The 15,015-nt window shown below is 51.8% G+C and carries 11 protein-coding genes; 6 read left to right on the forward strand and 5 right to left on the reverse strand.

Translation table 11 applies throughout. From position 1 onward, the window contains the following. Nucleotides 1–13: 13 nt before the first annotated feature. On the forward strand, nt 14–2,335 hold the full coding sequence (feoB, locus tag DT73_RS15655; RefSeq protein WP_036111217.1) for a Fe(2+) transporter permease subunit FeoB: 2,322 nt from the start codon (nt 14–16) through the stop codon (nt 2,333–2,335). Nucleotides 2,336–2,359: 24 nt separating this feature from the next. Beyond that, nucleotides 2,360–2,605 (forward strand): [Fe-S]-dependent transcriptional repressor FeoC, encoded by a 246-nt coding sequence (feoC, locus tag DT73_RS15660; RefSeq protein ID WP_036111220.1) that lies wholly within the window; start codon nt 2,360–2,362, stop codon nt 2,603–2,605. A gap of 49 nt (nt 2,606–2,654) precedes the next feature. Here feoC and bioH read toward each other — a convergent pair whose 3' ends face one another. Then, nucleotides 2,655–3,437 carry a pimeloyl-ACP methyl ester esterase BioH gene (gene bioH, locus DT73_RS15665; RefSeq protein ID WP_036111224.1) on the reverse strand — a complete coding sequence of 261 codons (783 nt, stop codon included), beginning with the start codon at nt 3,435–3,437 and terminating at the stop codon, nt 2,655–2,657. 38 nt (nt 3,438–3,475) lie between these two features. Between bioH and gntX the strand changes: the two genes are divergently transcribed. The 3 genes from gntX (at nt 3,476) to DT73_RS15680 (ending at nt 5,317) form a co-directional block, all read left to right on the forward strand. Further along, the gene (gene gntX, locus DT73_RS15670) at nt 3,476–4,159 is read left to right on the forward strand and encodes a DNA utilization protein GntX (protein WP_036111229.1); all 684 of its coding nucleotides are present in this window, start codon (nt 3,476–3,478) and stop codon (nt 4,157–4,159) included. Between the two features lie 58 nt (nt 4,160–4,217). Then, nucleotides 4,218–4,793: a Fe-S biogenesis protein NfuA gene (gene nfuA, locus DT73_RS15675; protein WP_036111232.1), complete on the forward strand. Its 576-nt coding sequence runs from the start codon at nt 4,218–4,220 to the stop codon at nt 4,791–4,793. 311 nt (nt 4,794–5,104) lie between these two features. Continuing rightward, on the forward strand, nt 5,105–5,317 hold the full coding sequence (locus DT73_RS15680; RefSeq protein WP_036111236.1) for a YdgH/BhsA/McbA-like domain containing protein: 213 nt from the start codon (nt 5,105–5,107) through the stop codon (nt 5,315–5,317). A 196-nt stretch (nt 5,318–5,513) separates the two neighbouring features. On the opposite strand, the gene malQ is transcribed toward DT73_RS15680, so the two are convergent. After that, nucleotides 5,514–7,610, reverse strand: a complete 2,097-nt coding sequence (gene malQ / locus DT73_RS15685) for a 4-alpha-glucanotransferase (protein ID WP_036111363.1) — start codon at nt 7,608–7,610, stop codon at nt 5,514–5,516. A gap of 25 nt (nt 7,611–7,635) precedes the next feature. Then, on the reverse strand, nt 7,636–10,038 hold the full coding sequence (malP, locus tag DT73_RS15690; protein ID WP_036111239.1) for a maltodextrin phosphorylase: 2,403 nt from the start codon (nt 10,036–10,038) through the stop codon (nt 7,636–7,638). Nucleotides 10,039–10,585: 547 nt separating this feature from the next. On the opposite strand from malP, the gene malT reads away from it, so the two are divergent. Then, nucleotides 10,586–13,291, forward strand: a complete 2,706-nt coding sequence (gene malT, locus DT73_RS15695) for an HTH-type transcriptional regulator MalT (RefSeq protein ID WP_036111242.1) — start codon at nt 10,586–10,588, stop codon at nt 13,289–13,291. Nucleotides 13,292–13,357: 66 nt separating this feature from the next. Here malT and DT73_RS15700 read toward each other — a convergent pair whose 3' ends face one another. Beyond that, the gene (locus tag DT73_RS15700) at nt 13,358–14,116 is read right to left on the reverse strand and encodes a DeoR/GlpR family transcriptional regulator (protein ID WP_036111249.1); all 759 of its coding nucleotides are present in this window, start codon (nt 14,114–14,116) and stop codon (nt 13,358–13,360) included. 57 nt (nt 14,117–14,173) lie between these two features. Then, the gene (glpG, locus tag DT73_RS15705) at nt 14,174–15,004 is read right to left on the reverse strand and encodes a rhomboid family intramembrane serine protease GlpG (protein WP_036111252.1); all 831 of its coding nucleotides are present in this window, start codon (nt 15,002–15,004) and stop codon (nt 14,174–14,176) included. Nucleotides 15,005–15,015 lie beyond the last annotated feature (11 nt).

Raw genomic sequence — 15,015 nt, forward strand, 5'->3', positions numbered from 1 at the left:
AGTGGGTCATAAAATGAAAACAATTACTGTTGGTTTAATTGGTAACCCCAATTCTGGGAAAACAACATTATTCAACCAATTAACAGGCGCCCGCCAGCGTGTAGGGAATTGGGCAGGTGTAACGGTTGAACGTAAAGAAGGGCAATTTGCGACGCCTGAACACCAGGTCACACTTGTCGACCTGCCTGGCACCTATTCCCTGACCACTATTTCTGCACAAACCTCCCTCGATGAACAAATTGCCTGCCACTATATTCTGAGCGGTGATGCGGATTTACTGATTAACGTCGTTGACGCCAGCAATCTTGAACGCAATCTGTATTTAACATTGCAGCTTCTTGAACTCGGCATTCCCTGTGTTGTTGCCCTGAACATGCTGGACATTGCAGAGAAACAGCACCTGCGCATTGATATTGATGCGCTCTCTGCCCGGCTTGGCTGCCCGGTCGTGCCACTGGTTTCTACTCGTGGGCGGGGTATCGACAGCCTGAAACGCGCTCTGGACATTCACCAGAAAAACAGCGAGCAAGAGTTCGTTCATTACCCACAGCCCATTATCGACAGCGCCCTGCAACTGGCTGAATCCATGCCTGGTACATTACCGGCTGGCCACCGCCGTTGGTTGGGCATACAAATGCTGGAAGGGGATATTTACAGCCTTGCTTACGCCGGGGATGCGGCAGACAAACTGGATGCAGTAAAAGCCGGGCTGAGTGAAAAAATTGATGACCCGGCGTTATACATTGCTGACGCGCGTTATCAGACTATCGCCACCATTTGTGAATCAGTCAGTAACAGTATTACGGTTGAGCCAAACAAGCTCACCGCGCAAGTAGATAAAATAGTGCTGAACCGCTTCCTCGGTTTACCGATTTTTCTGTTTGTCATGTACCTGATGTTTCTGCTGGCCATTAACATTGGAGGTGCACTGCAACCGATTTTTGATGCGGGTTCCGTCGCTATCTTTATCCATGGCCTGCAGTGGGTTGGCGCAACGTTACATTTCCCGGACTGGCTGACGTTACTGCTTGCCCAGGGTATTGGCGGTGGGATCAACACTGTATTACCTCTGGTACCGCAAATCGGCATGATGTACCTGTTTCTCTCTTTCCTTGAAGACTCAGGTTATATGGCTCGTGCAGCCTTTGTGATGGACCGCCTGATGCAATCTCTGGGGTTACCTGGTAAGTCATTTGTCCCGCTGATTGTTGGTTTTGGTTGTAACGTACCCTCAGTGATGGGTTCACGTACCCTTGACGCTCCCCGTGAACGTCTGACGACCATCATGATGGCGCCATTTATGTCCTGCGGCGCACGCCTGGCTATTTTCGCCGTTTTCTCCGCAGCATTCTTTGGGCAGCAAGGAGCATTGATTGTTTTCTCGCTCTATCTGCTGGGTATTGTAATGGCAATACTTACCGGCCTGATGCTGAAGCACACGATTATGCGCGGTGAAGCAACCCCCTTTGTTATGGAGTTGCCGGTTTACCACGTTCCTCACCTGAAAAGTCTGTTAATTCAAACCTGGCAACGCCTGAAAGGGTTCGTGATCCGGGCCGGTAAAGTGATTGTGCTGGTGAGTATTTTTATCGGCGCACTGAACAGCTTCACGCTCAGCGGGAAAGCGGCAGATAACATTAACGATTCGGCGCTGGCATCCGTCAGCCGCGTTCTGACTCCGCTTTTACAACCCATTGGGGTTCACGAGGATAACTGGCAGGCAACGGTCGGGCTGTTTACTGGTGCCATGGCGAAAGAAGTGGTCGTGGGTACACTCAATACGTTGTATACCGCTGAAGATATTCACAATGAAGCGTTTGATCCGGCTACTTTCAACTTACTGGGTGAACTTCAGGGCGCGCTTGGTGATACCTGGAGCAGCCTGAAAGACACATTCAGCCTGAGCGTACTGGCTAACCCCATTGAAGCCAGTAAAGGTGATGGCGAAATGGCGACTGGTGCTATGGGTGTCATGAGCAGCAAGTTTGGCAGCGAGGCTGCGGCATACAGCTACTTAATCTTTGTTTTGCTGTACATCCCTTGTATCTCCGTGATGGGCGCCGTCGCCCGTGAAGCGGGCCGCGGATGGATGACGTTTTCCATTCTGTGGGGGCTGAACATTGCTTACTCGCTGGCTACGGTGTATTACCAGGCCGTCTCTTTCCGCAGCCATCCTCAATACAGCCTGGTCTGTATTCTGGCCGTGGTGCTGTTCAATGTGGTGCTGTTGGGTGCTTTACGCCGTGCGCGTAGCCGGGTGGAAGTACACCTGGTTGCAAAACCACGCAGTGTCGCTTCCTGTTGCCAGTCTGCTGGCGCCAGTGACTGCCACTAATACACTGCAAGAGGCAATTAAGTGATGGCAAGTCTGATTGAGATACGCGATTTACTGGCGCTGCGCGGCACCATGGATGCCACGCAACTCAGCCAGCAACTTGCCACACCGCTTCCTCTGGTCAACGCTATGCTGGCCCGCCTGGAAGCGATGGGCAAAGCACAGCGCCGCACAGAAGATGCCAGCGAGTGCCTGAGCGGGGGGTGCAAGAGTTGCCCGGAAGGCAAAGCCTGCCTGAGAGAAGTGTGGAGCCTCAGCCAGCCTGTTTAAAGCATAACCCGGTGAACAGCATCAGCGGGTTTGCCGGGCTTGATCCCAGTTACAGGCGCAACCCGCTGGTCAACGCCAGTAATTGCTCGCAGAACAAATCGGGGTGAGAAATAAATGGCGCATGTGCGGCTTTAGGGAATACAACCGAAGCACTGCGCTGCCAGCGGCTGTCCAGAATCTGTGCTGTTTTGCGCGGCACCAGCCCATCCAGGTAACCATAGAGCCGCCAGAACGGCACCGGCAGGTTGTCCAGCGCTTCGCGCAAATCCACCTGTTCCAGAATAGCCAGCCCGCCATTGAGAACTTCTGGTGTCGGGAACGGCTGCGACAGCACCACTTCTTTGAGCGCCCGCGCATCCTGCCTCGCACTCTCTGTACCCAATGTTTGCAATGCCAGAAAACGCTCAACGGTTCGCCGGAAATCCTCACTTAGTTGCTGCTGAAACCCCTGCAGCACTGAACCTTTAATACCCGGCCACCCTTCATGTTCATTCGCCTGAAAACAAGGCGATGAGGCAACTGTAACCAGTGCATCAACCCGGGAGGGTGCAACCAGTGCGACCTGGCTGGCAACCAGCCCGCCAAGGCTCCAGCCAAGCCATACTGCGCGTTCAGGGGCCTGTTGCATAACCACAGCAGCCATGTCCTCCAGAGGCATCGCACCATAGCCCTGGCTACGCCCAAACCCCGGTAAGTCTACCAGGTGCAGGGTGAAATGCGGGCTAAGCTGGGCGGTAATGCCTTGCCAGACAGCCGCATTCAATCCCCATCCGTGCAACAGCACAAGATGCGTTTTCCCTTCACCACATGTTTGCCACCACAAATCCGTCATCGGTTATAGTTCTCTGATTTATCCAGCAAGGAGGCTGTATGCTATCAATCCCCGGACATTGTTGGCTATGCAAAATGCCACTTACTCTGCCCCACTGGGGCTTTTGTTCCTGTTGCACCGCCAGCCTGCCCCGGCCACCTGTTTGTTGCCCCTGCTGTGGCCTGCCCGCCGGGAAGGCAGACTGCCTGTGCGGCCGCTGCCTGCAAAAAGCGCCCCCCTGGCAGAGCATGGTATTTGTCAGTGATTACTGCCATCCCCTTGATAAACTCATCCAGCGCTGGAAATTTCATAATACTCCGGCACTCAGCCTGGGGCTGGCACGGTTACTGTTTCTGCGTTTACAGGCACAGAAGTACACAACGAACTGGCAATTACCTGACACAATACTGAGTGTGCCATTATTTCAACGCCGGCACTGGTTGCGGGGGTTCAATCAAAGTGACCTGCTGGCCCGCCCGCTGGCACACTGGTTAAAATGTGCCTGGGTGCCCGCTGGGTTGCGGCGGAGCATTCCAACAGTAACTCAGCACCGGCTTTCAGCGCAGTTACGCAGGCACAATCTCAATAATGCGTTTACGCTTGAAATTCCGGTAAAGCAACGCCACATCGCTATAGTGGATGATGTCGTAACTACTGGCAGTACTGCCGGTGAAATTGCCCGCCAGCTTAACAAAGCTGGTGCTGCAAGCATTCAGATCTGGTGCCTGTGTCGAACCTTGTAGAGCCTCGATGATGGGCGTATAATAACCGACTAAAATAGTCAACTATTAGGCCTTTGTTATGATCCGTATTTCCGATGCTGCGCAAGCACACTTTGCCAAACTGCTGGCAAATCAGGAGGAAGGGACACAGATTCGCGTGTTCGTTATTAATCCCGGCACGCCAAATGCTGAGTGCGGTGTTTCATACTGCCCGCCTGATGCTGTTGAGGCTACGGACACAGCTCTTCCGTTTGAGCAACTGACCGCCTACGTTGATGAACTGAGCGCACCGTACCTGGAAGATGCTGAAATTGATTTCGTCACTGACCAGTTAGGCTCACAGTTAACCCTGAAAGCACCCAACGCGAAAATGCGCAAGGTGGCAGATGACGCGCCATTAATTGAACGCGTGGAATACTTTCTGCAGGCTCAGGTTAACCCGCAACTGGCTGGTCACGGCGGGCGTGTTTCTTTGATGGAAATCACCGAGGAAGGTTACGCTATTCTGCAATTTGGTGGTGGCTGTAACGGTTGTTCCATGGTGGATTACACCCTTAAAGAAGGGATTGAGAAACAGCTCTTAGCCGAGTTTACCGAACTTAAAGGTGTACGTGACCTCACTGAACACCAGCGCGGCGAACACTCGTACTATTAAAAACAGCAAGGCGCACTCTTTCTGCCCTGGTGTTTATGTAAAGGTCTGCGGTTTATAAACAGCAGGCCTTTCTGTTTTCTGTTCCCTCTTTACTCTCCCGATTACTTTTCACGAGAACACCTGGCCCACGCCAGGCAAAGCAACACAGGTCCATGAATATTCGGCCCGTCTGTTTACGTTACTTTGTTATTCAAATAATTTGACCAATAACACCAAATCCTTCAGCTTTCACTTCTTCCTCCCCCGGCTTATTATTACTCCATCGAAGGCAAACAGCCTTTAAACAGACCAAACCATTAAGGAATACGACCATGAAATCTATCAAATCTTTAGTTGTAGTTACTGCTCTCTCCCTGGCTTCATTTGGCGCATTTGCTCAAACGGTTAGTGCAACAGCATCCACCCTTGATGGCGCTGAAGCAAAAATCGCAGCACAGGCAAAACAAGCCGGGGCGTCTTCTTACAACATCACTGAAGCGTTCAGCGGTAACCAGGTTCATATGACTGCGGAACTGAATAAATAAACCGCGTCAGGCCATAATTACCCTTTGATGTATTGCCATTTACTGCCCATGCCAAACACTTGTTTGAACTCTGACTCTGATTCGGCGACAGTTTTCTGTCGCCTTTTTTTGTTTGTACCCCAGTAACGGCCTGGCAATAAAAAAACGCCCTGTACCACATGTCACAGGGCGTTGTTACAGCCGTATCTCACCTGGATTATTTATGCTGTCCCGCTTTTTTACGCCTGGCAGTTAAATCCTTCAGTAGCCGGTTAATATCACCATCTGCAAAAATGGCTTCTACTTCACGATTAAGTTTACGCCGCCAGTTAGGGTACTGTGTACTGGTGCCAGGAACATTCACAGGCTCCGCCATATCCAGCCAGTCTTCCGGTTGTAGCCCCAGCAACGCACTGTTTGAGTCAGCAATGTAACGCTGCAACCCCCGGTTAAGAACAGGAGACATCTGCATAAGGCGCGCCTGTTTTCCGGTACGTTTCGGCACACAACCATACTGGTGCAAACTATTAAGTAACCCTTGTTTCGCTGCTTCCCGATCCTGATATAAACCTTTCAGGATCACCTTGTCAGGATACAACCCCAAAGATTCACCAAGCGTCAGATCCCCGCATGCCCAATATCCCCGTAGGGTTGGCAGGTCATGGGTAGTGGCAACAGCCATGGATTGTTCCGGCCAGATATCCGGTGCTTTGAACTGCTTTTCGCTGTCATGCTCAAAATAAAGCACTTTGTACGAATACACCCCACTGCTGCGCAGTTTCCCGACGATTTCTGCCGGAACAGTCCCCAGGTCTTCACCAATCACCATGCACTGGTGGCGCTGGCTTTCCAGTGCCAAAATGGCCAGCAGGTCGTCTACCGGGTAGTGAACATACGCGCCTTTATCTGCCGTTTCGCCATATGGGATCCACCATAAACGCAGTAGCGACATAACATGGTCAATACGTAACGCGCCACAATGCGTCATGTTGGCGCGTAATAAATCAACAAACGGCTCATAGGCACGCTCAAACATTACGTGAGGATTAATCGGTGGTAATCCCCAGTTTTGCCCGAGTGGGCCCAGAATATCTGGCGGAGCGCCCACAGAAGCCTGCAGGCTGTACAAAGCACGGTCACTCCAGGTTTCGGCCCCACCTTCTGCCACGCCTACAGCCAGGTCACGATACAGCCCTACTGGCATTTCAGCTTTCAGGCACTCATCCCAACAGGCCGAGAACTGTGTGGCAGCCAGCCACTGTAACCACATCCAGAAGCGTACTTCCTGGGCATTTTGTTCACAAAACGCCAGGACTATAGCACTTTGAGGATCCTGCCAGGCTTCAGGCCAGGCCGGCCAGCCCCAGTGCTGAGCATCTTTCGCCAGTAAATGGTGATGCACAGCATCATAAGCACCCTGCCAGTAAAGGCTTTCTCCACCATCACGCACAAAAGACTCAAACTGGGCAACGGTGTCATCATCATGAGGCCGGGCGCAGAAGGTATCCCAGGCAAGGCGTAATGCAGCAATTTTAAGTTCCGTTACCGTAGTGTAATCCACCCACTCGGTACTTCGGGCCTGGGCTATCGCTTGCTGTGTCGCCTTGTTTTCCCACCAGTGTTGTGCGGCATCACTGGCGGCAAAATCAGCCACAGCGGGAACATCGATATACAAAACATTCAGCCAGCGGCGTGATGACGGACTGTACGGACTGGCACTTTCAGGAATCGCCGGGTACAGCGCATGAACCGGGTTCAGGCCAATAAAAGCCCCACCTCGTGCGGCAACTTCTGGCAGCATACGTTTCAGGTCACCAAAATCACCAATGCCCCAGTTGGTTGCCGAACGCAAGGTATACAGCTGTACGCAAGCCCCCCAGAGTTTTTCCCCTTGCAAGAGTTCTGCAGGTTCATAACAGCGAGGTGGCGCGACAATCACCTGGCAGTGCCAGCGTTGCTCACCCTGCGTGAGGGTCAGTGAGTGGTATCCGGGTTGCAGGCTGGTGGGCAAACGCATGGGCTTGCCGCCCTGGACTGTGCCATGGTGAGGTTCGCCAGTTTCGGTTGTCAGCAACCACTGGAAACGCCCTTCCCCCCTTACCGGCACAGACAGGCGTTTACCAGAGACCAGCACATGTACAGGAGGCACCACGCGCTGGCTGTGTTGGTGTGCCAGTGCTGGCGCATCACCCATTGCCGCCAGCAACCGCTGTCGGGTGTCCATTCCAATGCTCTCAGGTTTACCGTGTGCATTGATATAACTCGATGCGATCCCCGCTTCCAGGGCGGCCTGCTCAAGACGTTTTTTGTCCATCATCCTTTCACCTACCTTGATGTCCTTAGCGCTTTGCCTGCCAAATACGGGCCTGGTAATCGCGAATGGAACGGTCCGAACTGAACATACCGCAACGTGCTGTATTCAGAATCGCCGCACGCGTCCAGGCCTCCTGATCACGGTACAGTTCATCAACCTGTTTCTGCGCTTCAACATAAGCATGGAAGTCTGCCATAACCAGATATGGGTCGCCTCCCTGTTTCCCCATGCTGTGCAGCATTTGGTCGAACGCATGTTTATCGCCGTTGCTGTATTTACCCTGTTCCAGCTCTTTCATAACGGAATCCAGCAGTTTGTCTTTTTTACGCCATTTTTGTGGTTCATAACCAGCGGCTTTCAGCGCTTTCACTTGTTCTACGGTATGGCCGAAAATAAAGATATTTTCCGCACCAACCTTTTCGGCAATTTCAACATTCGCGCCGTCCAGCGTGCCGACAGTCAGAGCACCATTCAACGCCAGCTTCATATTCCCGGTACCTGAAGCCTCTTTCCCGGCCGTTGAGATTTGTTCAGAGACATCCGCTGCCGGGATCATCACTTCTGCGGCAGACACACAGTAATCTGGCAGGAAGACAACTTTCAGTTTGTCGCCCACCGCCGGGTCAGCATTGATAACCTCAGCCACTTTGTTAATGGCAAAGATGATATTTTTAGCCAGGTAGTAGCCAGGTGCGGCTTTTGCTCCAAACAAGAATACGCGCGGAACTCTGTCTGCTTTCGGGTTTTCACGGATCTCTTTGTACAGCGCCAGAATATGTAACAGGTTCAAATGCTGGCGCTTGTATTCGTGCAGGCGTTTGATTTGGATATCAAACAAAGCATTGGGGTTAATCTCAATCCCGGTACGTTGCTTAACGAACTCCGCCAGGCGAACTTTGTTCTGTTGTTTAATTTCCCGGTAAGCCTTGCGGAATTTGGCATCATCAGCATATTTTTCGATACCTTCCAGGACATCCAGATCGTTCGCCCACTCTTTTTTCAGTGTTTTATCCAGCAATGCAGCCAGAGCCGGGTTGCACTGTTTTACCCAGCGGCGGGGAGTAATGCCATTGGTCACGTTATGGAACTTGTTCGGCCATAACTGGTGGTATTCCGGGAACAGATCCTTCACAACCAGTTCAGAGTGCAGCGCCGCCACACCATTCACCGCAAAACCACTTACCACGCACATGTTCGCCATACGAACCTGGTGGTCATGTACCACAGCGAGTTTCGCCCACACAGCACCATCGCCCGGCCAGGTTGCTTCCACCAGTTTTTTAAAGCGGGCATTAATCTCTTTGATTAATTGCATATGGCGTGGCAGCAACGTTCTTACCAGGCGCTCATCCCAGCACTCCAGTGCTTCAGGCATCAGGGTATGGTTGGTGTAAGCAAAAGTACGGCTGGTAATCGCCCAGGCGTCATCCCAGCTCAACTGGTGTTCATCAATCAGCACACGCAGTAATTCCGGAATGGCTATCGTAGGGTGGGTGTCGTTCAACTGAATAACTTCAAAATCAGGTAATTGTGCCAGTTTACGGCCTGCCAGGTGGTGGCGACGCAAAATATCCGCAACGGAACAGGCGCACTGGAAGTATTGCTGCATCAGGCGCAGTTTTTTCCCCGCCAGGTGGTTGTCATTGGGATACAGCACCTTCGTCAGTTTTTCTGCGTCGATCCCCTGTTTCTCGGCACGCAAAAAGTCACCATCGTTAAACTTACCTAAATCAAAAGGATGTGCATGTTTCGCCTGCCATAACCGTAAAGGTTGCGAAATGCCATTACGGTAACCAATAACCGGTAAATCCCAGGCTTCCCCCTGCATCACAAAAGCGGGTTCCCAGTGCGGTTTACCTTCGACAGTCACCACTTTGCCGCCAATGCCAACCTGCACATCCAGGGCACTGTTATGGCGGAACCATGGGTAACTGCCACGCAACCAGTCATCCGGGGCTTCATGCTGCTGGCCATCAACAAACGACTGGCGGAATAAGCCGTACTGGTAATTCAGGCCATAACCAATGGCAGACTGCCCAACGGTTGCCATGGAATCCAGGAAGCAGGCAGCAAGCCGCCCCAATCCGCCGTTACCCAGCGCCGGGTCGGTTTCCTGTTCAAGCAAGTCACTCAGGACAATATCGTAATCGGCCAGCGTATCGCTAACCGACTGATACCAGCCCATATTCAATAAGTTATTACCTGTCAGGCGGCCAATCAGAAATTCCATTGAGATGTAGTTTACATGGCGTTGTTTTTTTTCTGGCTTTGCCGGAGGCTGTGCAGCCAAAAGTTCCGCCAGTGCCCCGCTAACAGCCTGCCACCACTGGTGTTGCGTCATTTCTGCCGCAGCATGTAATCCAAAATGCTGCCACTGACGTGTCAGGGCAGCCTGAAATTGTGCTTTATCGAATGTAGGCTGTGACATAGGTAATCGGTGTCCTTCAAGTAATTAGACAAAGTTTACAGTAGTGTGCCTGGGCCCCTGAGTGGATACCTCATCCCGCCCGGGATTAGGCAGGGAGGAGTAGCGGGGAGTAGGAAAAACTGTGATCCATGACACTCAAATTAGTCGTAAACCACGTAAAAGCATAATGTGAAATTTTAATGAAACAGGTGAAAATTCAAGCAATGAAACACTTTAATCAATTGAAATAATTACTATTAGATGCAAATAAAGACAGACACACTTTCTGCACATTATGTAGAAATAAAACCAAACCCTTTGTTTTTACTTGGAAGAGATGAGCAGTTCAGAGATCAAGGTTGTGAAACAAAGGAGGACGGCGAACCCTGGCTACGCCCCCAAATCATCCAATAAGTTTCAGAAATGTGACCAGGTGCACCTTTGAAGGTCTTTTATACGGGGTTAACTTGCATTAAAGACTAATCTGTTCGAATTTATCTTAAGAATTAATTACGAAGCGCGAAAAAATTCGTAATCCCGTAGTTTCGACACAGTGAAGTGAATGACTATGTTAATTCCATCCAAACTTAGCCGCCCGGTGAGGCTCGACAATACAGTTGTGCGCGATCGCCTGTTGGCAAAATTATCTTCGGCCAAAAATTACCGTCTGGTTCTGGTCACCAGCCCGGCAGGTTACGGAAAAACAACGCTGGTTGCTCAGTGGGCCGCCAGCCAGCCGCATTTGGGCTGGTTTTCCCTGGATGAAGGAGATAATCAGCCTGAGCGTTTTGCCAATTATCTGATAGCCGCTATTCAGCAGGCTACCGGAAAGCATTGCGTCACCACTGAAATGATGGTGCAGAAAAGGCAGTATGCCAGCCTGGTTTCACTCTTTGGGCAACTGTTTATTGAACTGGCTGAGTGCCAGCATGCTTTCAAGTTAGTCATTGATGACTACCACCTGATCACCAACCCGGTGATTCATGACGCCATGCGCTTTTTCCTGCGCCACCAGCCAGATAATCTCACGCTGGTTGTTCTGTCCCGTAATCTGCCACAGTTGGGGATAGCCAACCTGCGCGTACGGGATCAACTGCTGGAAGTGGGCAGCCACCAACTGGCCTTTACCCAGCGGGAAACAAAACAATTTTTTGACTGCCGGTTAAGCTCACCGCTGGATGACCAGGAAAGCCACCAGATTTGTGAAGATGTCGCTGGTTGGGTTACCGCGTTACAGCTAATCGCCTTGTCTGCCCGGCAAAAGAATACCGCTACACAACATTCAGCCCGGCGGTTGCCCGGCATCAACGCCAGCCACTTGTCCGATTACCTGGTTGATGAAGTGCTTGATACCGTCACACCCGCTACCCGCCTGTTCCTGCTGAAAACATCGTTATTGCGTTCCATGAACGATGCGTTAATTGTGCGAGTGACGGGCGAAGAAAACGGCCAAATGTGGCTGGAAGACCTGGAGCGCCAGGGCCTGTTCATACAGCGTATGGATGACGACGGTGAATGGTTCAACTACCACCCACTGTTTGGCAGTTTTCTGCGCCAGCGATGCCAGTGGGAAATGGCGACAGAACTGCCAGCCATTCACCGGGCTGCCGCAGAGGGCTGGATGGCGCAGGGCTACCCGGCTGAAGCTATCCACCACGGTGTTGCTGCGGGAGATACCGCTTTATTGCGCGATATTCTGCATCAGCACGCCTGGGATTTATTTAACCAGAGCGAACTGGCACTGCTGGAAGAATCCCTCAACGCACTGCCCTGGTCTGTGCTGTTAGATAACCCACGCCTGCTGTTACTGAAAGCCTGGTTGATGCAAAGCCAGCACCGTTTTCAGGAGGTTAATAACCTGCTGGCCCGGGCAGAAGAAGAAATGACCCGTGAGCCAGACGAATCGCTGCATGGGGAGTTCAATGCTCTGCGGGCACAGGTAGCCATCAACGCAGGTAATCCCGATGAAGCAGAACGCCTTTCAATGCTGGCGCTGGAGACTCTGCCGTTTGCCAGTTTTTACGGGCGCATTGTCGCAACTTCTGTTCACGGAGAAGTGCTGCACTGCAAAGGCGAACTGAACAACTCACTGGCTTTAATGCAACAGACTGAGCAGATGGCGCAACTCAATGAAGTCTGGCATTACGTGTTGTGGAGCCAGATTCAACAAAGCGAAATTTTATTTGCTCAGGGTTTCCTGCAGTCTGCATGGGAAATTCAGGAAAAAGCCTTCCAACTGATTCAGGCACAACACCTGGAGCAGTTACCGCTACATGAATTTTTGTTACGTATCCGCTCGCAGCTACTCTGGGCCTGGGCCCGGCTGGATGAATCCGAAGCAGCAGCCCGTCAGGGGATGGATGTGCTGGTTAACTACCAGCCACAGCAGCAACTTCAGTGCCTGTCATTAGTGATTCAAAACTCACTTGCCCGGGGCGATTTAGATAATGCCCGCGGTTTACTCAACCGCCTGGAAAACTTACTGGGCAACGGTTCGTACCACATTGACTGGGTCAGCAATGCCGACAAAGTGCGCGTCATTTACTGGCAAATGAATAATGACAAACAGGCGGCAGAAAACTGGTTACGCCAGACGCCGCGCCCGGAGACAGTCAGTAATCATTTTCTGCAAAGCCAGTGGCGTAACATTGCCCGGGCACAAATTCTGCTGGAAGAATTTGGCACCGCAGAAACCATACTGGAAGAGTTGAACGAGAACGCGCGTCGGCTTCACCTGATGAGTGACCTGAACCGTAACCTGTTACTGCTCAATCAACTTTACTGGCAGGCAGACCGTAAGAGCGATGCCCTCCAGGTACTGGTTGAAGCGCTGTCTCTGGCAAACCGTACTGGTTTTATCAGCCACTTTGTGATTGAGGGTGAGCCAATGGCGCAGCAGTTACGCCAGCTAATCCAACTGGCGACATTGCCAGAGCTGGAGCAGCATCGGGCACAACGCATTCTCAAAGAGATAAACCAGCACCACCGGCATAAATTTGCCCACTTCGATGAAGGCTTTGTACACCGTTTGTTGAACCACCCGGATGTGCCGGAATTAATCCGCACCAGCCCGCTAACACAGCGCGAATGGCAGGTGCTTGGGTTGATTTATTCAGGCTACAGTAACGACCAAATTGCCGGAGAACTGGATGTAGCGGCAACTACAATCAAAACCCATATTCGTAACTTGTACCAGAAGATGGGTGTTGCACACCGTCGGGAAGCCGTACAGCAGGCACAGGAATTATTAAAAATGATGGGGTACGGCGTATAAGCCCTGTTTTTGCCAGCCCAGGCTGTATTGGCCAGCCTGGCTGATAACCGGCCAGGCTAAGCCGTTTTAGCATAATTCTAACTGCACGTTATTTTCGGCAATCACCTGCATGACGCCTGCAGGGGGCATAATGTCCGTATACAGCGCATCAACCAGGCCAATACTCCCCAGGTTCACCATGGCATTACGGCCAAATTTCGTGTGATCAACCACCAGCATCACATGACGTGAATTATCAATAATTGCCCGCTTGGTGCGTACTTCGTGGTAGTCAAATTCCAGAAGAGAGCCGTCGCTGTCGATGCCACTAATCCCCAGAATGCCGAAATCGAGACGAAACTGTGAAATAAAATCCAGTGTTGCTTCACCAATGATCCCGCCATCGCGGCTGCGTAATTCCCCACCGGCCAGGATTATCCGAAAATCATCTTTTACCATCAGGGTGTTTGCCACATTCAGGTTATTGGTCACCACCCGCAAATGGCTATGGTCCAGCAAGGCGTGAGCGACAGCTTCCGGCGTAGTGCCAATATCAATGAACAACGTTGCTCCATCAGGGATCTGGCTGGCAACTTTCTGCGCAATACGCGCTTTCTCTGAAGCCAGAGTTGCCCGCCGGTCGTGCCATGACGTGTTTACTGAGCTCGATGGAATAGCAGCGCCACCATGGTGGCGCATGATAATATTCTGGTCAGCCAGGTCGTTCAGGTCACGACGAATAGTCTGCGGACTAACCGAAAAGTGCTCCACCAGCTCTTCAGTACTGACATAACCTTGTTTTTTGACCAGTTCAATAATGGCATCATGCCGCTGTGTTTGCTTCACCCTGCTCTCCTGTTGTTATTGTTTGCGGCGCAAGAGCCGTTTTCGCGACCAAAGCGGTTATGCGCGTTTTCGCGCCTGGCTACTGTCAACCAGTGCCATCGCCAGCCCCACCAGCAAACCAGTCAGGTGTGCGCTATTGGCAATAGACATCCCCATAACATTAAACCAGCCAATCACCAGCCAGAGCAGTGCAAACACCATCAACCCGCGGGGTAACATCACACCGCAAGACGGGTCACGCTCGCCCCGCAACCACACATAACCCATTAAGGCATATACCACACCCGATAAACCGCCAAACCATGGCCCACCAAAATAGTGCTGTATAAAGCCGCTGAGTAAGGCGGAGATCAGGGTGATAGTCAGCAATTTACCACTACCAAGGCGCTTTTCGACCGGGCCGCCCAGGTACCACCACCACACCAGGTTAAATGCGATATGCAGTAACGAAAAATGCAACAGGATATGCGAAAAATAACGCCAGACCTGGAATTTGAGCGAGGGCTCAAACGGCCAGGCCAGCCACAGCATTACCTGTTGATCCCCGACTATCTGCATCAAAATATACACGGCCACACACAAAACCAGCATGCCCAGTGTCAGTGGGCCAGCTTTACTACGCAGTGTCGCGAAGAAAGGGTAACGCCGATAATGTAGCCCGCTACCGGTATGGCCCGTCGACCAACTGGCCGCGAGATAACGAGGATCGTTGGGGTTTGCCAGAAAGTGCTCCAGCGCTTCTCTGACTTGTGACTCCTGGCTTTCATCCTCCAGCCAGATATCCGTATTCACCCGGTGTTGCAAACTCAGGTGTACGCCCTGAGTCGCCATATAATCGACGAACGCCTGGGCCATACGCGGGTTTTCAAATGAGGCAACCATCAACATAGGGTAACAAC

This window comes from Mangrovibacter sp. MFB070 (assembly GCF_000705335.1).
In the GTDB taxonomy this organism is placed as follows: domain Bacteria; phylum Pseudomonadota; class Gammaproteobacteria; order Enterobacterales; family Enterobacteriaceae; genus Mangrovibacter; species Mangrovibacter plantisponsor.

What these genes read in the sequence shown, in the direction of transcription:
- feoB (WP_036111217.1), top strand. Translation starts at nt 14, where the DNA reads ATGAAAACAATTACTGTTGGTTTAATTGGTAACCCCAATTCTGGGAAA.
- feoC (WP_036111220.1), top strand. Translation starts at nt 2,360, where the DNA reads ATGGCAAGTCTGATTGAGATACGCGATTTACTGGCGCTGCGCGGCACC.
- bioH (WP_036111224.1), bottom strand. Translation starts at nt 3,437, where the DNA reads ATGACGGATTTGTGGTGGCAAACATGTGGTGAAGGGAAAACGCATCTT.
- gntX (WP_036111229.1), top strand. Translation starts at nt 3,476, where the DNA reads ATGCTATCAATCCCCGGACATTGTTGGCTATGCAAAATGCCACTTACT.
- nfuA (WP_036111232.1), top strand. Translation starts at nt 4,218, where the DNA reads ATGATCCGTATTTCCGATGCTGCGCAAGCACACTTTGCCAAACTGCTG.
- DT73_RS15680 (WP_036111236.1), top strand. Translation starts at nt 5,105, where the DNA reads ATGAAATCTATCAAATCTTTAGTTGTAGTTACTGCTCTCTCCCTGGCT.
- malQ (WP_036111363.1), bottom strand. Translation starts at nt 7,610, where the DNA reads ATGGACAAAAAACGTCTTGAGCAGGCCGCCCTGGAAGCGGGGATCGCA.
- malP (WP_036111239.1), bottom strand. Translation starts at nt 10,038, where the DNA reads ATGTCACAGCCTACATTCGATAAAGCACAATTTCAGGCTGCCCTGACA.
- malT (WP_036111242.1), top strand. Translation starts at nt 10,586, where the DNA reads ATGTTAATTCCATCCAAACTTAGCCGCCCGGTGAGGCTCGACAATACA.
- glpG (WP_036111252.1), bottom strand. Translation starts at nt 15,004, where the DNA reads ATGTTGATGGTTGCCTCATTTGAAAACCCGCGTATGGCCCAGGCGTTC.